Source organism: Ruegeria sp. AE4 (genome assembly GCF_056542185.1).
The window spans coordinates 11427-31619 of the sequence record NZ_JBQFZK010000013.1; the positions used below are offsets into that span (position 1 = coordinate 11427).

Sequence of the window (20193 nt, forward strand, 5' to 3'; positions counted from 1 at the left end):
CGCGGTGTGTTTGTCGCGCGGATCCGGTAAATTTCCCATTTACTGATCCGCGCCACAGGTGCACAGTTAGGCATGCCTTATTTCGAACGAAAACCATACGTTAGCACGCCACTTCCGGTCAGCCCGATCGCGCCACAGCCGGATGCGCAACCGATCTCGGACATTGCCCGCCGCGTGCTTGGGGCTGAACGGGGCGCGCAACAGCCGCTTGAAGGGCCATTTGCGTGCCGCAAAACCTGCCACCCCGGCGGCACCGCGACCATATTGCTGTCCTTTGACGCACCAAACGATGGCGGGCCCGTCGCACTACAGTTCGAACCGGGCGACCTGATCAACCGGAACGGCGACACTCTTCCGGCAAACCGGGTCAATGTTGTCCCCCCGCAAATCCAGCTAAACCCCGGCGAGTCAACAGATGTTGCCGTCATTGTAACCGTGCCGGATCTTGCCGATCCCGGCGAATATCACGGTCGGATTGCCTGCACAGGCACAGTGCAAACCTCGATCGTCGTGATGTATGAGGTGGCGGGCGCTCAAACCTGACGGGTTACGAGATAGTCCATGAAATGACCCAGAAACGCGCGCGGCACCTCTTCGGTGGCTGCAAAAACCTGCGCAAACTCCTGACGGGCCGAGGCCAGCAAGTCATTGGCCGCGTCCTGTGCATATCTGATGCAGCCATAGTGATCCATGCGATCCAGAACCCAGCTGACATCCTGCGTCGAACGGTTGTCACGCGGGTTTGACAGCATCTCCGACAGGCGCGCTTTTTCGGGCTCATCCGCCTGCAAGCTAAGCCGCCCCAGCATCAGCGTGCGTTTGCCTTCGTAAATGTCCCCGCCGATCTCTTTGCCATATTTGTCCTGCGAGCCCACGAGGTTCAGAACATCATCCTGTATCTGAAACGCGGCCCCCAGAAAAAACCCAAACGCGTTGAAATCGTCCAGATTAAGCGCGCCTGACGCCACATCATGTGGCCGGGCAATCAGCGCCCCGATGCGCATGGGGTGAATGAAACTGTACCAGCAGGTCTTCTTCAGACACATCGTCAGATAATCCGATGCATCCACGTTCAGCCGGTTGTCCCGTATCCAGCCAAGCTCCAGCGCCTGACCTTCAATGGACTGCTGCAAAAGGTGATCGAACTCGTCCACCACGCGTATACCCGTTTCAGGGCCCAGCGGCCCAAGGTTCTGGCGCAACAGGCGCAGGGCCAGCGATTGCATCCCGTCGCCGGTATTGATCGCCAGAGGAACCCCAAGCCGCTTGTGCATACATTCGCGCCCGCGCCTGAAATCGCTTTGATCCTCGATATCGTCATGGATCAGAAATGCGTTGTGCAGCAGTTCAAGAACGGCGGCAGACACCCGTGCGTTTTCGCTGTCACCGCCGAAAGCCTCGCATGTGGCCAGCAACAGCGCGGGCCGCAACCCCTTGCCCGAGGTTTCGATGTAATCCCGCATCGGCCCGTACAGATAAGCCTGCGGCTCGCCCGTCGGCAGCAGTTGCAAAAGCGTCTCACGGGCCCGATCCCCGTATGAGGTCAGCGTTTTCAGAAAATCCTGCTGTGCCGCAGGATCCAGATGTGCTGTGCCAGTGGCCACAGGGTCATCCCTTCTGGGTGATGATCACACGGGTTTTGGTCTCGTTCCTGCCCGTCTCGGCTAGGTTGGTTCCGGTTGCGGACAAAGGTGAATCCGTCAGCGGCAAGGCTTTGGACAACACCCCCGACTGGCCGCTGTCCCGTCCCAGATCAAAGGCAACATCCTCTGCAATCTCCTCTCCCGGGATCGGAAGATCAGCGGTCGGCTCGTAGGCCGCCATCAGGTCAAACAGCTCTTTCGGAGGGCAGATCATGCGCAACGCGTCCGCAATAGCAGGGTCTTCGGTAATCCCGCCGGGTTTTGAATACTCAGCCGCCGGTTCCCCGATGACGGCCAGCGGCCCTTCACCGCCACGCTCAACACCCACGGAATCCTGTCCCATCCTCAGCGCGGCTTCGACTGCAACCGCAAACCGGTTGTCCCAGGGCAGGCCGGCCTGATAGCGGGCAAAATCATAGGCGCGCAGCGGTTTCAGGATATCCGGCTCGTGCAGGTCCCAGATTTGGCAGGGCTCTGCTTTTGATCCGCCGCGTTGCAGGATGGCATTGACCGCCCGACGTGCCGCTTCGTTCGCCCCTTCCATGGTGGCAAGATCGGTGTAGGTGCGCACATAATCCGACGCCAGCATGAAGTTCGGGATTAATGTGGCCGCCTCAGGGCGCAACCGCCAGCTGTTGATGCGGTTGACCAACAGCGGCTCCACATTGGTTTGGCGCTTGGGGTCGTTGGGATCCTGTACGATATCCGGATCAAGGAACCAGTAATGCATGTCCTCGTCGCGCAGGACGGTCTGGCCATCCACGTTGACGCTCCGCTTGAGCTGTTCCCAAACCTCTTGCGCAATCTCCTCGCGGCTGCAATCACGCGCGGTTTTTCCGTTCAGGCCCGGCTTGTCCCATTCCGAAATATCTATTGAAAGCAAACCCTTGGTCTTGCCTTCTGCCCAGTTTTCAAAGTTGATGGCCGACCAGAACTGTTTTTGCGAAACCGCGGTCAGGGCCCAGGGGCTGTCAATGAAAATGACATGGCCGTGCGTCAGTTCAACATCCTTGGTCAGATAGAACTGAATTCCGTTCATCCATTGCACGTCATCGGCCAGCAGGGGCAGCTTGGCCAGAGACGGGTCGATTGCCGTCATCGCAGGGGTGATCAGCGGAGCGATCCGTTCGATCGGCATCGCACTGATGAACCAGTCCCCGGTGACCTGCTTTTCTTCGCCATCCTGTTCAACCGTCGCGCTGACGATGCGGCCATCCTCGCAGTCGATGCCCGTGACCTTTGAGTTGAACTTGTACACGACCCCCTTGCTTTTGAGGTAATCCAGCCACGGCTGTATCCAGACAAGGTTGGTGGGACCGTTCAACAGCCGGTTGCCATGCGGCTCGGGCGTCGCGATACCCAGCTGAAGTTGAACCGCAATGTCGCCCACCGTCTTTGTACTGGCAGTTGTCGCCTTCGCGGCCACCAGCGAACGGGTCAGGCCAATCGCCAAAAACTTCTGATACGCTTCCGAGCGTTTTTCGGCACCGATGAAATCCCACCACCCGATGCGTTCATATTCATCGAACCGGCGCTCCTTGCAGGATGTCGCGATGCGCCACATGCAGGCGATGAAATGTTCGACATCCTCATAGGCAATCTGGTCCCGTGGCGAGAGCGTGAATGCAACCGTCTTGAGCACGTCGGCCACGTCTTTCAGCGTGCGGGGAAACCGTTCGGGAACGATGATGCCAGGGTCATCGAACTGGCTGACCAGAACCTGAGTGGTGGACACCAGATTATCGTAACAGGTGCCTTTGCCATAATAGGGCGTGCGTGCCATCGTATCGGTGATATGGCGGTAGAAATTCGGAAAGAACCGGAACCCGTGCTCGCCGGGCAGCCAGGGGCGTTTCACACCGGGGGGATAACTGGCACCGTCCATCTCGGCCCATTTTTCAAGCGCCTTGATGTGTTTCGCCTTGGACCCGTGATCGCCTTCGCCCTTCATCACGGGGATGCTGCGTGCCTTACCGCCGGGGATCAGCTGGCGCTCGTGAATCTCGACCTCGTACCCGCGCTCGATCAGCTCATGCGCGGCGCTCATTCCGGCCACGCCACCGCCCAGTATGACAACCTTTTCAGCCATCGGATGTTCCTTTCGCGGAATAGACGTCAAAGCGCAGGGTGATATCGGACAGGCTGGCTTCGCCGATGCCGAACCCCTGCAACCTGTTCATCCAGGCATAATTCGGGTTTGACGTCAGGTATCGCGGTGCCAGCCGGACCGGGGCCGAGGCGGGCAGAGTGCCCTTCGCCAGCCCGGCAAACCCATCCGGGCCAAAGTCACACACGCCGGTATCTTCAAACAGGATCGGCGCACCCCCTTCAACGGGTTGAATAAGCGCTCGGGCGTGCAAAAGCCCAACTCCGTCGGATCGCACGCGCATCCAGTCGCCCCCCAGCGGATCGATCGTCCCCTTCAGATGAGGTCCTTCAACCGTTCCGCCCTCTTTGATCCCGAAATGCAGCCAGATGCCGTCCGGTGTTTCACCTGACGGATAGAACTCGTCGGTGAACGGCACCACAAACCTGCCAACGTGTTCAAGCGCGGGCATTTGCGTGACAGGCTTTGCCGGGCTTGGCGGCGCAGGCTCGGGGGCCTTTCCGGGGCCGGGATCATATTCGCGACCACCGGTCGTCAGCACCGGTCGCCAGGTCAATGTCTTTTCCTGGGTCACAGATGGCAGCATGGCTGCAAACTGCTGAAACCCCGTCATCGGGTCGCATTGCAAGGGCCAGCCGCGAATGGCGCGTTCGGGGCCGCCATCTTCGGAAAAGATCACACGCACCACGTCATGCGAAGACACGGCGGGTCCGGCTTCGATCAGCACCCGATTTAACCCATTTACGTTGATCAATTCGGACCAACGCAATGTCACACCCCGGTCTGTGAATTCTCGCATGACCAGTTCTCCGGTCAGCACGTGATGGTGCAGATCGCCTGTGCTTCCTTGATCCTCAGGTGGAACTTCTGCTGCACGCGGAAGATGTGCTCACCGTCAGACGAGGTTTGCAGATACTTCACCGCGATATCCGAAGGCACGACAATCTCGACCGGCGCACCTTGCAGCGATACAAGTGCTGCCTTGTTTGCGGGCAGGGTGCCCGATCGCAGCAGCGGGCCGTCAAGGAACGGAAGAATACTGTCACGCGGCAGCACCATCGAGTTTTCGATCGGCGTGGTCACGGCCTGAAACAGCCCATTGCCCATCACGCAGGCAAAAGGCCCAAGGTATCCATGCGCTTCCAGCTTGTTGATGCCCGCGACCACGGCCTCGAAAACCTCGGGGCCGGAACAGGGTTTTTTCTTCCCGTTGATCGATATGGATTGACCTTCGCCAGCCTCCAGCAGCCCCGGGTATTTGCCGCCACCGCTGACGGTATAGATCGGCGGTAGATCCGCAGGTGCGCCACCGGCATGTTTGGGCGCTTCGCTGCTGCCTGGCTGGCCGTTGAAAACGATGTCATCCTCGACCTTGGCCACGACGGCGGCGGCCCGGCGGAACATGATCATGGCCGCGGCCAGTTCCGGATCAGCCACCTGCGCGCCTTTCAGGTAGACGTTGACGGAAACCGTCGTCAGCCGCAGGGTGTCATAATCATTCACTTCCAGACGCTTGGCCGCGCCTGATGCGTTGTCGACCAGACCCAGCTTGTTCAGGGGAACAGATTGCGTGTCCGCCGGCAGCGGCCCATAAAGCGGCAGAAAACTCGCAGCCACCCGCGCACGCAGCGCTTCATCATGGACGGCCTTGTTAACGGCATTCCACTGTTCGGTGTTCCAATCCAATGCGTCGGTCATTGTAAATCCCTCTTGGTGATGCTGCCCTGTTTGGCCGGGCAGTCCGTCTCGTTCATTCGGCTTTCGTCAAACTGTCCAGAAGTGCCTCGGCGCGTTGTTCCTGAACAACGGCACCACATTCGCGGGCAAGCGCCAATGCCAGTTCACCCTCGGCAATCGCGCTGTCCCGATCACCTTTGGCAGCAAAGGCTTTGGCCCGCACGCGGTGATATTCCGGTTTGTTCAGCGTTTCTCCTCGTTCCCAACCGGGGGTACACACGGTTTCAAGCCGGTCCAGGGCCTGATCAATATCCCCGTGATCGATCATCAACTCAGACAGAACAATCTGATTCTGCGGAAAAGTAAAGTTTCCACCAGACTTTGAGATCAGGTTCATGCAGGCCTCGATATGGGCCGGGACGCCCTCGATGTCACCTTTTCCCGCCTGCGCAAGACCCATGTAGATATCCTGCATGGCGTGAAGATACAGGAACCCTTCCTCATCGGCGATCTTGCGCGCTTCTTTCATAGTGACGTCCAGCCGGTCCCATTCGCCCGCGTAGGGCAGGAACATGCTGCACGCGCCCATGACATAGACAAGATTGGGTGCGTGGTTCAGTGCCCGGCTGACGTCGATGGCTTTCAGACGTGCGGCCTCCGCCTCATCAAACTTGCCCTGCTGCCACAGAAGGCACCCCTGAATGGCCAGCAACGACGCCGTGGTCGAGGACTGGGTCATCGGCATCATGGCCATGTCCAGCTCGGGCGTGATCAGCGCAAAGGCACGGTCAAGCTGCTGCTCGCAATCCGCAAATTCCCCGCGGAAGTAATGCGTGAAACTCAGCGCGCGGGCCGCCAGCACGTTGGCGACAGGATCGCCACTCATACCGGCCATCGCGTCCAGAGCCTGCCCCATCTCCATTGCCCGGTTCATCTGGCCCGCGACAAAGAAATTGGTCCAGCGGCAGAAGGTGGCCGCGAAAAGGGTTTCGCCATCGCCCAAGGCATGGGCAAGCTCCATCGCGCGGGCGGCTGTCTCTCCGACCTGGTCGGAGGACCATCCATAGATCGCCATGTAAGCCGGAAGGATATTCATCTGCACCCGAAGCTCGAATCCGTCACGCTCGGCATTGGCGGGCATCGTTCCGATATTACGCAGTGCCGCGCGAAACGCCGAGATCGCAGGCAGGTTCGCCAACCGCGTCAGGGCTTGTTCGCCTGCCGTAAACCAGTTGGACACCGCCTCATCCTTCAACCCGCCATGGTCGCAGTGATGCGCCACGGTATCGGGGGCGGGGTTCCCGAATGCGTTATGTCCGGCCAGCAAGGCCCGGGCGATTTTCAGATGAACCTTCTGTCGGTCTTCGCGCAGCAGCGAGTTATAGGCCGTATCCTGAACCAGCGCGTGGTTGAACGTATAGGTGGCCGTTCCGGCTTCGCCCGTGATCAGCACAACCCCAGCCGCCATCAGCTGCATCAGCGCGCTTTCCACATCCATGTCTTCCTGCGCCACCGCCTGGATCATCGCCGAGGTGAAACTGCGCCCGATAACAGACCCAAGCTGCGCGATGGGCTTTGCGTTTTCCATCCGGTCAAGACGCGACATCAACGAATCCTGAAGGGTCGCGGGGATACTCAGGGCATCCAGAACCTCGGCGTTGATCGGCGCATCTTGCGGCAGCTGGTCCAGAACCGCCTTTGTCATCTCTTCGATGTAAAGCGGCACGCCATCGGCTTTTTCGACAATCTGCCTGATCAGGATGACCGGCAAACTGTATGGCTCGGCCACGCGCCGGACCAGTTCCGAGGCTTCACTGCTGGCCAAAGGCGTCAGATCGATGCGCGCCGCGCGGCCCTCGTAATGCTCAGGCGGTTCATATTCAGGGCGATGCGACAGGACCACCAGTATCGGGAACCCGTCCAGTCCTGATGCCAGCGCCTCCAGCACGTCCAGCGTGGTTGCGTCAGCCCAGTGCACGTCTTCCACCACCAGCAACAAGGTGCCGCGCCTGTCACACAGGCTGCCAAGGCTGCGCAACAACACGTCCAGCGATTTGCGGGCCTTCTTCAGGGGGTCTGGATCCGGCTCTGCGCCCGTTTCGACCCCGGCCATATCGAGAAGAACAGGCAAATCCGCGTCGCTCAGACGAGAGGCGGCCTGAACAAAATCGGAAATCGCGCCCCGGATGCTGTCATCGGACTTGTCGCCTGAAACACGCCTCAACTCTCCCACGATCGGGTGAAGCGGAAGGCTGGCCAGATGCGGAATGCACTGCAAGGTAAAGGGTTTGACGCCAATTGTTTCAGACAGGGACTTGATCAGCCGCGATTTGCCAATGCCTGCGGCGCCACCGACAAACGCAAACCTGCCGGAGCCCGCCTGTGCATCTTTCCAAAGCTGGGTCAGGACCGAAAGATCGTCGCCCCGGGCGACAAGATCAACGGCTGACTGTCCGACACGCGCATCGAACCGGCTGGTCGCGACGCTTTCGGAAATGGCGCGATAGACGGTGCGCTGATTGTCAAACCCTTTCAGGTTCTGGCTGCCACGGGGCTCGAATTCGAATGCGCCTTGTGTCAATCGCCACGTCTCTGCGGAAACGATCACCTCACCCGGCTCGGCCAGACCTTGCAGGCGGGATGCAAGGTTCGCGGTTTCACCGACCAGAAAGTCCTGCGACCCAAGACTTGTCGACGAAACCACCCCTACAACAACCATACCGGTGGCAATTCCCGCGCGCAGATCCAGTTTTTCGCCAAACCTGTTTTCAAGGTTTTGTACGGCTTCGATGGTCTCCAGCACGGCGCGAACGGCGCGCTCGGCATCGTCCTCCATGGCTTTGGGATATCCGAAATAGACCATGATCCCGTCGCCCTGCCTGTAGGCCAGATGACAGCCATGCTGTTTCAGGGTGCCGATCGCCGTATCCAGATACAGATTCATGATCTGCATCAGGTCTTCCGGGTCATACCGCTGGGCCAGCTGCGTGGACCCTACGAGATCGCAGAAAACCAGCGTAAGCTGCCGCCGTTCGGCTTCCGACCTAAGCTCCTGCCGGGTCGAAGCTTCCTCAGATTTCAGACGCGCCTGCGCCTTGCGAAACCGCTTTCTTTCACCAACCGTCAGCCCCAGATCGCGCAGTTCGGGATCTGTCAGCTCGTCCAGAATATCATCATCCACGCCTTCCTGCCGAAACAGCGTGGCATGGTTTTCCAGATCAGCCAGTTGAAGAACTTTTGAGATACGCGGCGATGCCTCAAGGACCCCCGTCATCGTTCTGCGCCCCCGCCCATTTTCCTTCCCCCCTTACTCCCCTCAAAACATATTGTATTTGTATAAGCAAAAATAGAGAGGAATTTACGTTCTATCCACATGACGCAGGGACACCATTATTAACTTGTTATCTGCTGTGACAGATGTCGTTTCGAATTTCCACTCCACTTTGAATTTTTCTTGTCAAATCATTGGCTTTCGGTTTCATATTGATTTTTCACGCGCAAATCTGGGCCGGGCCTGCTGCCTTGCCGCACGGAATGGGAATGGGTGTTTTTCCCTAGGCTCTAGGGCCTCATGCGATTTCATTGAAGTTGTGGAAATGCGAAAATCACACCCTGCCAATTTTTGGCGCCACCGCGCGCCTTAAACGCTTCCCTAGCGTCAATAGACGCGTCGCGCGCGGCACAAGCATCTGCTTTGGCGCGGGAAACGTGACCCGGCAGGATACCGGCTCCACCAAACGGGCAGAACCGGTTTCTTCTTCAGACGGTTGCGCCTTTTAGGCGGATGGCAGTGCCAAGGCTGCCCGCGCAAAGCCCGACCAGAACCGAGATACCAAGTTCCAGCGCTTCCACATGGGCAAACTGAAAGCCCGCGAAAACCAGCGTTTCCAGAATGCCGACAACGGCCCCCAGTACCGCACCCAGCCATAGCTTGCGGGTCATCATTCCAAGCGCCAGCCCAAGTATGCCGGGCAGGCCCAGGACATTGGCGCCGATTGTTCCAAGTAAGTCTAACATGTCTGCCCCCACTCTAATTCGAACTGTTGTTCAGAAACGCGCGGATGTCGCTGCCCGAGGCGGATGCATGTTCCTGAAGAACCTCGCCCTCCACGGCCTCGCTTATCTTCTGGTACTGTTCCAGATAGTTCGCGGGCAGATTATGCGCGATGCCCTGATGGCAGTCGATGCATGTCATGCCGGTGTCGATGGCGCGCTGGTGTTCCGACGCGGCGCGGGTTTCCTGAATGGTAAAGTCCATGTAGTCAAAGTTGTGACAGTTGCGGCATTCACGACTGTCCGACTCCTTCATCTTCTTCCACACGGCCGAAGCCATGCTCAGGCGATGCGCCTCGTACTGCTCGGGTGTGCTGATGGTTCCGGCCAGCTCATGATAGACGTCTTTGACGGCCATGATCTTGGCTTTGATCTTGTGGCTCCATTCATCCGGCACGTGGCAGTCGGAACAGATCGCGCGAACGCCGGAATGGTTGTTGTAATGAACCGTTTCGCGATACTCGCCCAGGTTGGTTTCCATCGTGTGGCACGAGGTACAGAATTCTTCGGTATTCGTCAGCTCAAGGGTCCAGTGAAATCCACCCCAGAACAGGATACCGGCCAGAAATCCGGCCAGGACCAGAAAGCCTGAACTGAACAGCACCGTCGGCGTCCAGATCGCGTTCCAGAGGCGACCAAGCAAGCCGCGGTTTTCAGGAGAGTCGGCCATATCGGTGCTCCTTTCAGTCTTGCGTTGGATCAATTGCCGGCGGAGGGCTGGAACACGTTGTCGACCAGCGGCGGGGCGTCGGCCTGCGGTACGTGGCACTGGTTGCAGAAATACCGGGTTCCGGCGATCCGATCCAGTTCGCGGCCTTCACGGTCCAGGTAATGAGTCATCGACAGCGTCGGCGCGTTGCGGTCACCGGCTTTGGTCCAGTCATGGCAGGACAGGCACTGGTTGGTACGGATGTCGATCTGGTACTGTTCGACCGAATGCGGGATGACTGGCGGCTGCTGCCGGTAATTGCGCTGCTGGCGCCCTTCGACATTGCGGTGGATCTGGTCCAGCGGCACCGGCTCATCCACGTCCGCACCGCGCAGGGATTCAACCTGAGCAGATTGCGCGAGGGCCCATCCGCTCAGCAATAATACGGGTAGAAGGGCAATTCCGCCTGTAACGATAGATTTTTTCATCTTGGCACTCCCCTAGATAGGTCTGGCGGCGCGCGGCTCGGGCGCGGCAACTGGATCGGAAGGTTGGACGACGTGGTCGTCGAACCGGTGAGTAAAGGTAAAAACGTCGACCGCGCAGACATCGATGCAGCGGCCACAATTCGTGCAGTCGGGTGACAGGATCAGCGGGGTACTTCCCGGTTTGCCCTTCAGCGCGGGCGAGATCACCTGATTTTCCGGGCAGACCGTGTAACAATCCATGCAGTCATCGCAGGCGGCGCGGTTTGTGGCGCTGATCCGCAGCAGGCTTTTTGCTCCGATCAGGCCATAGAACGCACCCACCGGGCACAGGTGTCCGCACCATCCGTGGCGCGAGACGAAGACGTCAAAGACAAAGATGGCGGCGATCAGGGCCCAGACAAAGCCCATTCCAAAGACCAGCCCGCGATGCAGCATGGTGATCGGGTTGATCAGTTCCCACGCGATCATTCCGCTCAGACCCGAAACAAGCAGAACGGTTGCCAGAATCCACAGGCGCGTCCCGCGCTTGGGTTGCCAGCCTTTCGGCAGGTCCAGCTTGCGGTGCAACCAGTTGGCCGCATCCGTCACCGGATTGATCGGGCAGACCCAGGAACAATAGACACGGCCACCAATCAGGGCATAGACCACCAGAACGATCAGCCCACCGATCAGCGCGGTCATTTCGGGCCAGTGGCCCGCAACCATGCTCTGCAACAGGATGAACGGATCGGTCAAAGGCAGCACGCCCAGCGTCAGCGACCCGGCCAGCGTGCCCTGAACGATCCAGATGCCGAACCATGGGCCCAGCAGAAACAGAACCAGAAAGAACAGCTGGCTTGCACGGCGCAGCAGCAGATAGCGGTGCGCGCCGATCCAGCCCTTGCTGGCGATGGCCTCGTGACCTGTGGGCATATCTGTGCGGGCGCTCATTGTCCCACCCCCGGCAGATCATATCCCGGCGCAAAGCCGCCGGGCGTGGCCAGATTGTCCGTGCCCGGTCCGGGCAAACGGTCCGGCAGGTCGATGATCCCCTCGACCACCGGCGCGCCTTTCGCGGCCTTTTCTTCCCAACCCTTGCGGTAATGCTCTGCCGAACTGCCCCGCGCCAGCCGGGCAGGCAGCACCTTGATGGCGGCCTCGGGCAGAACACAGCTTTTCTCGCACATGCCGCAGCCGGTGCAGCGGTCGGCGTGGACGGTCGGGATGAACATCGCGTGATGGCCCGACCGCGTGTTGTGCGTGGTGTCCAGCGTGATCGCCTCGTCGATGACGGGGCAGACGCGGTAACAGACATCGCAGCGCAACCCGAGGAAGTTCAGGCAGTTCTCCTGATCGACCAGAACCGCGACCCCCATCTTCGCGTCGTCGATATTGTCCAGCGCGGGATCCAGTGCCCCGGTCGGACATGCGGCAACGCAAGGGATGTCGTCGCACATCTCACAGGGAATATCCCGGGCGGTGAAAAAGGGCGTTCCCGTCGCCACCGCGTCCGAGCCCAACTCGGCCAGTTTCAACGTATCGTATGGGCAATCCCGCACGCATAATCCGCAGCGGATGCAGGCCGACAGAAACTCCTTTTCCGGCAGCGCGCCGGGCGGGCGCAAAGCCTCGGCCGGCAGGGCGCGGGCGTCGCGGGCCAGATAGGCCAGCACCGTCCCGGCGACCACGCAGCCGCCCGCCACCCGCGCCGAATCCTGCAGGAAACGGCGCCGCTGCGGCGAAAGGGGTTTGTCGGCAAAAGACATGAGGATTTACCCGTACGATCCTTGTTGCCTATGCGCGCTCGACCTTGCAGGCGCATTTCTTGAAGTCGGTCTCTTTCGACAGCGGGCAGGTCGCGTCCAGCGTCAGCTTGTTGGTCAACTGGCCTTCATCGAACCACGGCATGAACACCAGGCCGCGCGGCACCTTGTTGCGCCCACGGGTCTCGACCCGGCTGGTGACCTCGCCCCGACGGGTGGACAGAACAATCTCCTGACCCCGGCGCAGATCCCGATCCTTGGCGTCCTGCGGATGCATGTAAACCACAGCCGCCGGGTAGGCGCGGTGCAGCTCTGGCACACGGCGCGTCATCGACCCCGAATGCCAGTGTTCCAGCACACGACCAGTGCACAGCCACAAATCATATTCCGCATCCGGTTCCTCGGCCGCAGGCTCGTAAGGCGCAAAGATGATGCTCGCCTTGCCATCCTTCTTGCCATAGAACTTCACGCCCGCGCCTTCGGGCACATAAGGGTCATAGCCTTCGCGGAAACGATACAGCGTCTCCTTGCCGTCCACGACCGGCCAGCGCAGACCACGGGCTTGGTGATAGGTTTCAAACGGAGCCAGATCGTGCGCGTGGCCGCGTCCGAAATTGGCATATTCCTCGAACAGACCCTTCTGAACGTAGAACCCGAAATGCTCGGATTCGTCGTTGTCAAAGCCCTCGGCCGTTTCCGACAGCGGGAACTTGTCGACGCTGCCATTGGCAAACAGAACCTCGTACATGGTCTTGCCGCGATGTTCCGGCATGGTGGCCAGCAACTCTTCGCCCCAGACCTCTTCAACGGTGAAACGTTTCGAGAATTCCATCACCTGCCACATGTCCGACTTGGCCTCGCCCGGTGCCTTGACCTGCTGCCGCCAGAACTGTGTACGGCGCTCGGCGTTACCATAGGCGCCTTCCTTCTCGACCCACATGGCGGTGGGCAGGATCAGGTCGGCGGACACGGCCGTGACGGTCGGGTAGGGGTCTGAAACGGTGATAAAGTTCTCGGGGTTGCGATACCCGGGATAACCTTCTTCGTTGATATTCGGTGCCGCCTGCATGTTGTTGTTGCACTGCACCCAATAGGCGTTCAGATCGCCATCCTTCAGCTTGCGGTGCTGCAGTACGGCGTGAAAGCCGGGCTTGGCCGGAATGGTACCCGCAGGCACATTCCAGGCGGTTTCGCAAATCTTGCGGTGCTCGTCATTCATGACAACCATGTCGGCAGGCAGACGGTGGGCAAAGGTGCCAACCTCACGCGCGGTTCCGCAGGCCGACGGCTGACCGGTCAGCGAGAAGGGCGAGTTTCCGGGCTCGGAAATCTTGCCCACCAGCAGGTGCACGTTATACATCAACGAGTTCACCCACGACCCGCGGGTATGCTGGTTGAACCCCATGGTCCACAGGCTCATGACCTTGCGGTTCGGGTCGGCATATTGCTGGGCCAGACGCTCCAACTTGTCCGCCGGAACACCGGACAACTCCGAAGTGTATTCCAGCGTGTATGCCGATACCGCCTCGGCATATTCCTCAAAGCTGATCGGCTCCATCTTGCCGACATTGGGGTTCGCGGCCTCTTGTTGCAGCGGATGATTGTCGCGCAGGCCATAACCGATATCGGTGGCGGTCTTGGTAATGTTGACGTGGTTCTTGACGAACTCTTCGTTCACCGCGCCATTCTGGATGATGTAATTGGCGATATAGTTCAGGATCGCCAGATCGGTCTGAGGGTTGAACACCATGCCATTGTCGGCCAGCTCGAACGAGCGGTGCTCGAAGGTCGACAGAACATGCACTTCGCATCCCGGCTTGGTCAGGCGCGTATCGGTCAGGCGCGACCACAGGATCGGGTGCATCTCGGCCATGTTCGACCCCCACAGAACAAACGTATCCGCGTGCTCAAGGTCGTCATAGCAGCCCATCGGCTCGTCGATGCCGAAGGTACGGATAAAGCCGACCACGGCCGACGCCATGCAGTGACGCGCGTTGGGGTCGATGTTGTTCGACCGGAACCCGGCCTTCATCATCTTGGCCGCCGCATAACCTTCCCAGACGGTCCACTGACCGGAACCGAACATGCCCACGCTGGTCGGGCCTTTCTTGGCCAGCGCCTCTTTCCACTTGGCCGCCATGACGTCAAAGGCTTCGTCCCAGCTGACCGGCTCAAACTCGCCGTTCTTGTCATATTCGCCGTTGGTTTTGCGCAAAAGCGGCGTGGTCAGGCGGTCCTTGCCATACATGATCTTGGACAGGAAATAGCCCTTGATACAGTTCAGACCCCGGTTGACCGGCGCGTCAGGGTCGCCCTGTGTGGCGACTACGCGGCCATCCTTGGTGCCCACCAGAACCGAACAGCCAGTACCGCAGAACCGGCAGGCGGCCTTGTCCCAGCGGATATCAGGCGCGGCGGCCTGAGCGCTGGCCGAACCAGCGGCCAGTGGGATGCCGGCAGCCGAGGCCGTGGCAGCCGCTGCGGACGCTTTCAGGAATGTACGACGGGATTCAGAGATGGTCATTGCATGGGCCTCCTGCTGGACGGTTGGCTTGGAGCATCAGGACGCGGAGCAGCCTCCGCGAGATCTTCGAAATGGTGATAGGTCAGCGACAATGAGATCACGCCGGGGATCTGGTGCAGATCCATGATGGTTTCCGAGGCCAGCCGGTCGGCTGTATCCTCGACAACCACGACGAACCGGCCATCCTCGGCCTCCGCATGAAGCTCGACGCCATCGGTGCCGGTTATCGCCGCGCGCGCGGCGTCGGTGTGATCGGGGGCGATGTGGACAAGACAGCCACAGATATTCATTGGGTCACCTCCGGGTGCAAAGGGGCGGGGCGGTGCATCGTGATGGCCCCGGCAGGGCAGGCGGCAGAACATATGCCGCATCCGATACAGGTTTCGGTTTCAAGCGCCGGTTCAGCCCGCCCGCCCAGTTGCAGGCGAAAGCGGATGGCTTCCTGTTCGCAAGTGTCCTGGCACAGGCGGCAGCTCACCCCGTTCATCGACAGGCAGCTTGCGGCCTCGATCCGTGCGCGCCACGGCCACTCGGCCACACGCTCGGGCAACAGCGCCGGGGTCGGGCAGATTTCGGCACATGCACCGCATAAGGTGCAGCCGCCTGCGGAAAGATCCAGAACCGGAAAGCCGCTGTCGTCGAATGTGATGATGTCTTCCGGGCAGGCCCCGGCGCAGTCTTCACAGCCTGTGCACAGATCGGCAAAGCCTGTCACGCCCGCGCCCGGCGGTCGAATCGCATCAGGATCCTCCCGTAGGATACGTGCGCTCAGAAAAGCGCGTCTGCTGGTCAACTGGCTCATGGCTGGCGACTCGAGTGTGGATAGATTGGTTCGCGTCCTTACTTCCTAACTGCGCGAAGCAGCGCACGAATTGACCTATATCATGTTTTTCGCGAATATCATGTTCTTGGTGAATTTTCCTGACCCACCTGAGATTTGCGACCATGCGTCATACATTCAGCTCGATATGGGCCTCGGGAAAATGTCTCAAGATTTCAGCGACTTGGCTTTCTGGTGCCGCGCATATCGCAGTAGACAGCCCATCTGCGATCACCGCGTCAGGGGCAGAAACCGAAACCGTTCTGTCCCGGTTTGCAGGCCCGTCCGGGGTGATGATGTGGCCCAAACCCTGTCCCAGCGGCGTCCCCAGCGACGATGATGTCGCGACAGCGCGGTCACGCAGCGCGACCCGCTTCAGAACCCGCTGATCCGGCGCGGCCAACCCGACTTTCCAGGGGGCGCCGTCGCCTCGTGTACCCATGGCGGCAACCTCTCCCATATCGACCAGAACATCACGCAAGCCAAAGCCACGCAGCAGCGCGGCGATCCGATCCGTGATGGCCCCTTGGGCGATACCGTTCAGCGTCAGGGCCGACTGGCCCGGCGCCGGCAGCCGCACCGACGCAGCATCGAAAGACACCCGTTCCCAACCCACGGCAGCGCGGGCGGCAACCAGATCTCCGGGGCCTGCGCCTGTTGCCAAAGCATACCACAGGGGCTGAATGCTGGGGTCGAATGCGCCGCCGGATGCCTGATGCAGGGCGCTGCTCAGGCTCAATACCTCCAACAGCTCAGGCGCGGGTGCGGTCAAAACACCGTCGCGGTTCAGGCGGCTCAGCTGTGACTGCGGACGGTACAGGCTGAAGATATCCTCCAGCCGGGTCACCTCACCCTCGACGGCGGCAATGATCGGTGCGGCCTCGGCATCCGTCAGCCCGACCAGCCGCAGGCTGGCCGCAGCCCCAAGGGCGGTTCCGCGCCAGTACGCGTCCGAAGCCATGGCCGGAGTGGCCGCACAGGCGGCGGAAATGATCAGAAAACGGCGACGGGACAGGGCGGTCATACGGGGGTCTCCAATGTCAGATCAAGATCGACAGGGCCAAGCACTTCGGCATCGGGAATGTCGGGCAGGCGCATCGCGGTCCCGCCATAGGTCTCCGCGAAAATCTGGGCATCCGCTGGATCAGCAAAGGGCACCACTTCGCGCGCACCCATGCCGCCAGCCACATCGGCACCAACCACAAAAGTCGCATCATCCGCAGCGATCCAGTTCGAAATCCCCGGCTGCCGCCAGCTTGGCGCGACGCCCATATCGCTGACATAGATGGCAGTGATATCCGCATCGCGCTCGGGGCTTTTCAGATAGGCCACCATGTCCCGCACCTGTGCAAAGAACAGCGGGGCCGGATAGCCTTTCAGATGAATCTGCCCCTTGGGCCCGCCATGCTCGGCGACATTCATCTGACAGAAATAGCTCAGCGCATCCGGTGTCAGATCGACCGGATCGGGGGCCTCGGCCAGCTCTTCCTTGCAGGCCACCAGTGCAAGCAATGCGATCAGGGCAAGGCGTCTCATGGCTCGACCCTCCGGAAAGCCAGCCGGGCGAGGGCAAAGCCCAGCACCGGCCAGATCAGCAGCGACGCGGGTGCGGCCCAGACCGGCAGGGCCTGTGCGGCCCCGGTCATGCCCGAAGCCATGGCCACGCCTTCCGTCGCGGCGATGTTCCACAAACGGAACGCGTCGGCCGGGTTGGCCACCATCACCCATGGAAAGACGGATTGGGTGAATGCGCCGCCCTTGTCCATGACGACGGCCCCCAACAGGCCCAGATCATAAAGGACGACAAAAACCAGCCAAAGCCCGGCCGACAGACCCGCTGCCGCCGTGGCGCCCCTCGCCAAAGCGGACAGCAGGTATCCAAGCGCCAGAAACACGGCGCCCAGTAGGATTGATGTCAGGATAAGTCGCACCAGCGCCATCAGGCTTTCCGGCCCGGCACCACCAAAGAACGCGGCTACCGCACCTGCGGTGCCAAAACCCACGGTCATGGCAAAGGCCAGCGCGGCCAGATGGGCGCAGAACTTGCCCAACAGGATTTCCCCGCGTCCAGCCGGATAGGACAGCAGCAGCGACAGGCTGCCCCGGTCCACATCGCCCGCGATGGCGTCAAAGGAAATCATCAGCGCCAGCAAAGGCGCAAGGTAAACCGACAATGTGGTCATCGACGCGACCGAGACGGTCAGCATATCAACACCCAAAGTGCCGGTGGGCGCACTGCCCGCAAAGGTCAGCGCCAAGGCGAACAGCACCATGATCAGCGTGGCAACCAACAGCCAGCGGTTGCGGCGCAGGATCAGCATTTCAGTTCGGGTGATGGCAAGGAAGCGGGTCATGTCCTCTCCTCTTGTGCGTAGTGGCGATAAAGATCCTCCAGCTTGGGCGGTGTCATTTCCACATCCGCCACCGCATCGCCCAATCCGGCGATCCGGCGCAGGGCCTCCATCTTGTCTTCGGGTGTGCAGAGCAGCTCGACCGATGCGCCGTTGATCCGGTTGCCGCCCAATTCAGCGGCCAGGGCATCCGCATTGGCGCTGGCGCGCACCTTCAGGCGGATCGGCAGACCGGCCAGCGCCGACAGGTTGTTCAGCGTGTCATCGGCCACCATCCGACCCTTGCGCATGATGGCGATCCGGTCGGTGCGCGCCTCAACCTCGGTCAAGGCATGGCTGGCAATCAGCACGGCGGTACCCTGCGCGGCCAATTCGTCGATAATGGCATAGAGGTCCTGACGCGAGATCGGGTCCAGGCCCGATGTCGGCTCATCCAGCAGCGCCACTTTCGGCTGTCCCAGCAGCACCTGCGCCAGCCCCAGTCGTTGCCGCATCCCCTTGGAATAGGCTCCGATCCGGCGGTCCAAAGCGTCGCTCAGGCCGACGCGTTCCAGCAGACCGGGCACATCGGCTTTCGACCCGGACAGTTTCGCAAACAGCGTCAGCTGCTCGCGCCCGGTCAACGCCGGGTGAAACGAGACCGCCTCGGGCAGATAGGCCGTATCCCGTCGTGCCTGCGCGCTGCCGGGGGTGGCGTTCCCGATCCGAATGGTCCCGTCCTGAATTGGTGTCAGGCCAAGGATGGATTTGATCAGGGTCGACTTGCCCGCGCCGTTATGGCCCAGCAGCGCGACGCGCTGACCGGGGGCAAGGGACAGGGTGATATCGTCAAGAACGCAGGTTTTCCCCCGGTTCTTGCTGACATGGTCAATTGACAGGGCCTTATCCGTCATGAGGCACCTTTTTCATAGCTGGGGGTTCAGGGGCTTGCATCAATGGGTTGCTGTCCATCACACCCCCCGGCAACAACGCCGGGAAGGCCGATTGCGACCAGCGCACCAGCTGCACGGCAGGCGAGCCGAGCAGCAATTTGGCTGCGGGTTGGGTCCACAGCACATGGTCCATACTGTCATTGGGTCGATAGGGGACATCGGCGATACCGTTGCCATCCACATCATAGGCGGCAAAATCGGACCAGTAATTGCCGCGCCCGTCTTCGGACCACTCGACCCACTTGGTCGAGACGTATTTCACCTGCGTCCGGTTTCCGATGAATGAATTGCCAACAATGCGGTTGCGTTCGCTGCCAGCGGTAAAGTGGATACCGATGCCACATCCCTCGAACCAGTTGTCGGTGAATTCGTTCTTGTTCGAGTTATACAGGAAGGTGCACTTTTCCTTGGCACCTTTCACGACATTGCCGGTGATGACGCTCTTGTTGGCATAGTTCAGCATCACGCCATGTTCGCGGTCCCCGATCGAGACATTGTTGGCGACCCGCACGTTGGTCGTGAACATCACCGCATAGCCCAGATCGTTGCCGATCGAGACGTTGTCGCTGACGACCGAGTCATCGGCATACATGTAGTGAACGGCAAACCGCAGATCGCGGAACAGGTTGCCGGTAAAGGTGTTCTTCTTGGACGAGTTCACAAAGATCCCGTCGCGGCCATAGCGGATGTCATTGCCTTCAACCACCGCACCCGGCGCGTTCCAGACATAGACACCATTGCCACGCGCGTTCATGTGGCGATCCTGTCGCCCTTCAATCCGGTTGCGTCGTACGATGCTGTCCTTCGCACCGTGGATGTCGATGCCGTAAAGATTGCCCAGCAGCACGTTATCCTCGACCACCGGCGCGCGCGCCGTCTTGGTCAGCTGGATGCCGCTGTCGATCCCGTCATGATCCGAGCCTGATCCGATCACCGTCAGCCCGCGCAGGGTCACGCCCGGCCCGGTCACTGTGATCACGCTGCCTTGGCCTTGGCCGTCGATGGTGGCCTGTCCCAGCCCGTCGAGGGTCACGGGCCGGTCCAGAACCAACTGCTCGACGTAAACGCCGGGGCTCAGGCGAAGGGTGTCCCCATCCGCCGCCTGCGCCAGTATCTCGTTGATGGCCCCCGCCCGGTTGGGCACATCCCAGTCCGCCGCCCAAAGGGGCGAGCCGAGCAGGAGCGGTATGAGCAGGGGCCAACGCAT

Annotated in this window: 19 protein-coding genes; 1 reads left to right on the top strand and 18 read right to left on the bottom strand. The window is 60.5% G+C overall.

Annotated elements, in window-relative coordinates:
• The first annotated feature begins 72 nt into the window (after positions 1-72).
• Positions 73-543 carry a hypothetical protein gene (locus ACR0EK_RS15000; protein ID WP_480484288.1) on the top strand — a complete coding sequence of 157 codons (471 nt, stop codon included), beginning with the start codon at positions 73-75 and terminating at the stop codon, positions 541-543.
• On the opposite strand, the gene ACR0EK_RS15005 is transcribed toward ACR0EK_RS15000, so the two are convergent.
• The 18 genes from ACR0EK_RS15005 to ACR0EK_RS15090 form a co-directional block, all read right to left on the bottom strand.
• The gene (locus tag ACR0EK_RS15005) at positions 534-1604 is read right to left on the bottom strand and encodes a polyprenyl synthetase family protein (RefSeq protein WP_209507022.1); all 1071 of its coding nucleotides are present in this window, start codon (positions 1602-1604) and stop codon (positions 534-536) included. The two genes, ACR0EK_RS15000 and ACR0EK_RS15005, sit on opposite strands and share 10 nt — an antisense overlap.
• A 4-nt stretch (positions 1605-1608) precedes the next feature.
• Positions 1609-3732 (bottom strand): hydroxysqualene dehydroxylase, encoded by a 2124-nt coding sequence (locus ACR0EK_RS15010; protein ID WP_480914699.1) that lies wholly within the window; start codon positions 3730-3732, stop codon positions 1609-1611.
• On the bottom strand, positions 3725-4549 hold the full coding sequence (locus ACR0EK_RS15015) for a DUF3237 domain-containing protein (RefSeq protein ID WP_480559924.1): 825 nt from the start codon (positions 4547-4549) through the stop codon (positions 3725-3727). Before ACR0EK_RS15015 ends, ACR0EK_RS15010 begins: the two co-directional genes overlap by 8 nt.
• A gap of 14 nt (positions 4550-4563) precedes the next feature.
• Positions 4564-5448, bottom strand: coding sequence for an encapsulin (locus ACR0EK_RS15020; RefSeq protein ID WP_209507025.1), 885 nt, complete (start codon positions 5446-5448; stop codon positions 4564-4566).
• A gap of 52 nt (positions 5449-5500) precedes the next feature.
• Positions 5501-8701: an adenylate/guanylate cyclase domain-containing protein gene (locus ACR0EK_RS15025; RefSeq protein WP_480900524.1), complete on the bottom strand. Its 3201-nt coding sequence runs from the start codon at positions 8699-8701 to the stop codon at positions 5501-5503.
• Between the two features lie 485 nt (positions 8702-9186).
• Positions 9187-9444, bottom strand: coding sequence for a hypothetical protein (locus ACR0EK_RS15030; protein WP_209507027.1), 258 nt, complete (start codon positions 9442-9444; stop codon positions 9187-9189).
• 13 nt (positions 9445-9457) lie between these two features.
• Entirely contained in the window at positions 9458-10150 is a 693-nt protein-coding gene (locus tag ACR0EK_RS15035) for a NapC/NirT family cytochrome c (RefSeq protein ID WP_480900526.1), read from the bottom strand.
• 29 nt (positions 10151-10179) lie between these two features.
• Positions 10180-10617: a nitrate reductase cytochrome c-type subunit gene (locus ACR0EK_RS15040; RefSeq protein WP_209507029.1), complete on the bottom strand. Its 438-nt coding sequence runs from the start codon at positions 10615-10617 to the stop codon at positions 10180-10182.
• 12 nt (positions 10618-10629) lie between these two features.
• Entirely contained in the window at positions 10630-11547 is a 918-nt protein-coding gene (gene napH, locus ACR0EK_RS15045; protein ID WP_480900528.1) for a quinol dehydrogenase ferredoxin subunit NapH, read from the bottom strand.
• Positions 11544-12362, bottom strand: coding sequence for a ferredoxin-type protein NapG (gene napG / locus ACR0EK_RS15050; protein WP_480967907.1), 819 nt, complete (start codon positions 12360-12362; stop codon positions 11544-11546). Before napG ends, napH begins: the two co-directional genes overlap by 4 nt.
• A gap of 28 nt (positions 12363-12390) precedes the next feature.
• Positions 12391-14883, bottom strand: coding sequence for a nitrate reductase catalytic subunit NapA (gene napA / locus ACR0EK_RS15055; protein WP_480967908.1), 2493 nt, complete (start codon positions 14881-14883; stop codon positions 12391-12393).
• The gene (locus ACR0EK_RS15060) at positions 14880-15173 is read right to left on the bottom strand and encodes a chaperone NapD (protein WP_480967909.1); all 294 of its coding nucleotides are present in this window, start codon (positions 15171-15173) and stop codon (positions 14880-14882) included. The genes napA and ACR0EK_RS15060 overlap by 4 nt, the downstream gene beginning before the upstream one ends.
• On the bottom strand, positions 15170-15685 hold the full coding sequence (gene napF / locus ACR0EK_RS15065; RefSeq protein WP_480520467.1) for a ferredoxin-type protein NapF: 516 nt from the start codon (positions 15683-15685) through the stop codon (positions 15170-15172). Before napF ends, ACR0EK_RS15060 begins: the two co-directional genes overlap by 4 nt.
• A gap of 148 nt (positions 15686-15833) precedes the next feature.
• On the bottom strand, positions 15834-16727 hold the full coding sequence (locus tag ACR0EK_RS15070) for an FAD:protein FMN transferase (RefSeq protein ID WP_480900533.1): 894 nt from the start codon (positions 16725-16727) through the stop codon (positions 15834-15836).
• Entirely contained in the window at positions 16724-17239 is a 516-nt protein-coding gene (locus ACR0EK_RS15075) for a nitrous oxide reductase accessory protein NosL (protein ID WP_480774210.1), read from the bottom strand. Before ACR0EK_RS15075 ends, ACR0EK_RS15070 begins: the two co-directional genes overlap by 4 nt.
• Positions 17236-18057 (bottom strand): ABC transporter permease, encoded by an 822-nt coding sequence (locus ACR0EK_RS15080; RefSeq protein ID WP_209507037.1) that lies wholly within the window; start codon positions 18055-18057, stop codon positions 17236-17238. The genes ACR0EK_RS15075 and ACR0EK_RS15080 overlap by 4 nt, the downstream gene beginning before the upstream one ends.
• The gene (locus ACR0EK_RS15085; protein WP_480967910.1) at positions 18054-18947 is read right to left on the bottom strand and encodes an ABC transporter ATP-binding protein; all 894 of its coding nucleotides are present in this window, start codon (positions 18945-18947) and stop codon (positions 18054-18056) included. Before ACR0EK_RS15085 ends, ACR0EK_RS15080 begins: the two co-directional genes overlap by 4 nt.
• On the bottom strand, positions 18937-20193 hold the full coding sequence (locus ACR0EK_RS15090) for a nitrous oxide reductase family maturation protein NosD (RefSeq protein ID WP_480588486.1): 1257 nt from the start codon (positions 20191-20193) through the stop codon (positions 18937-18939). Before ACR0EK_RS15090 ends, ACR0EK_RS15085 begins: the two co-directional genes overlap by 11 nt.

What these genes read in the sequence shown, in the direction of transcription:
- ACR0EK_RS15060 (WP_480967909.1), bottom strand. Translation starts at nt 15,173, where the DNA reads ATGAATATCTGTGGCTGTCTTGTCCACATCGCCCCCGATCACACCGAC.
- ACR0EK_RS15040 (WP_209507029.1), bottom strand. Translation starts at nt 10,617, where the DNA reads ATGAAAAAATCTATCGTTACAGGCGGAATTGCCCTTCTACCCGTATTA.
- ACR0EK_RS15080 (WP_209507037.1), bottom strand. Translation starts at nt 18,057, where the DNA reads ATGACCCGCTTCCTTGCCATCACCCGAACTGAAATGCTGATCCTGCGC.
- ACR0EK_RS15025 (WP_480900524.1), bottom strand. Translation starts at nt 8,701, where the DNA reads ATGACGGGGGTCCTTGAGGCATCGCCGCGTATCTCAAAAGTTCTTCAA.
- ACR0EK_RS15030 (WP_209507027.1), bottom strand. Translation starts at nt 9,444, where the DNA reads ATGTTAGACTTACTTGGAACAATCGGCGCCAATGTCCTGGGCCTGCCC.
- ACR0EK_RS15020 (WP_209507025.1), bottom strand. Translation starts at nt 5,448, where the DNA reads ATGACCGACGCATTGGATTGGAACACCGAACAGTGGAATGCCGTTAAC.
- napF (WP_480520467.1), bottom strand. Translation starts at nt 15,685, where the DNA reads ATGAGCCAGTTGACCAGCAGACGCGCTTTTCTGAGCGCACGTATCCTA.
- ACR0EK_RS15090 (WP_480588486.1), bottom strand. Translation starts at nt 20,193, where the DNA reads ATGCGTTGGCCCCTGCTCATACCGCTCCTGCTCGGCTCGCCCCTTTGG.
- ACR0EK_RS15015 (WP_480559924.1), bottom strand. Translation starts at nt 4,549, where the DNA reads ATGCGAGAATTCACAGACCGGGGTGTGACATTGCGTTGGTCCGAATTG.
- ACR0EK_RS15035 (WP_480900526.1), bottom strand. Translation starts at nt 10,150, where the DNA reads ATGGCCGACTCTCCTGAAAACCGCGGCTTGCTTGGTCGCCTCTGGAAC.
- napG (WP_480967907.1), bottom strand. Translation starts at nt 12,362, where the DNA reads ATGTCTTTTGCCGACAAACCCCTTTCGCCGCAGCGGCGCCGTTTCCTG.
- ACR0EK_RS15070 (WP_480900533.1), bottom strand. Translation starts at nt 16,727, where the DNA reads ATGACCGCCCTGTCCCGTCGCCGTTTTCTGATCATTTCCGCCGCCTGT.
- ACR0EK_RS15010 (WP_480914699.1), bottom strand. Translation starts at nt 3,732, where the DNA reads ATGGCTGAAAAGGTTGTCATACTGGGCGGTGGCGTGGCCGGAATGAGC.
- ACR0EK_RS15075 (WP_480774210.1), bottom strand. Translation starts at nt 17,239, where the DNA reads ATGAGACGCCTTGCCCTGATCGCATTGCTTGCACTGGTGGCCTGCAAG.
- napA (WP_480967908.1), bottom strand. Translation starts at nt 14,883, where the DNA reads ATGACCATCTCTGAATCCCGTCGTACATTCCTGAAAGCGTCCGCAGCG.
- ACR0EK_RS15000 (WP_480484288.1), top strand. Translation starts at nt 73, where the DNA reads ATGCCTTATTTCGAACGAAAACCATACGTTAGCACGCCACTTCCGGTC.
- ACR0EK_RS15085 (WP_480967910.1), bottom strand. Translation starts at nt 18,947, where the DNA reads ATGACGGATAAGGCCCTGTCAATTGACCATGTCAGCAAGAACCGGGGG.
- napH (WP_480900528.1), bottom strand. Translation starts at nt 11,547, where the DNA reads ATGAGCGCCCGCACAGATATGCCCACAGGTCACGAGGCCATCGCCAGC.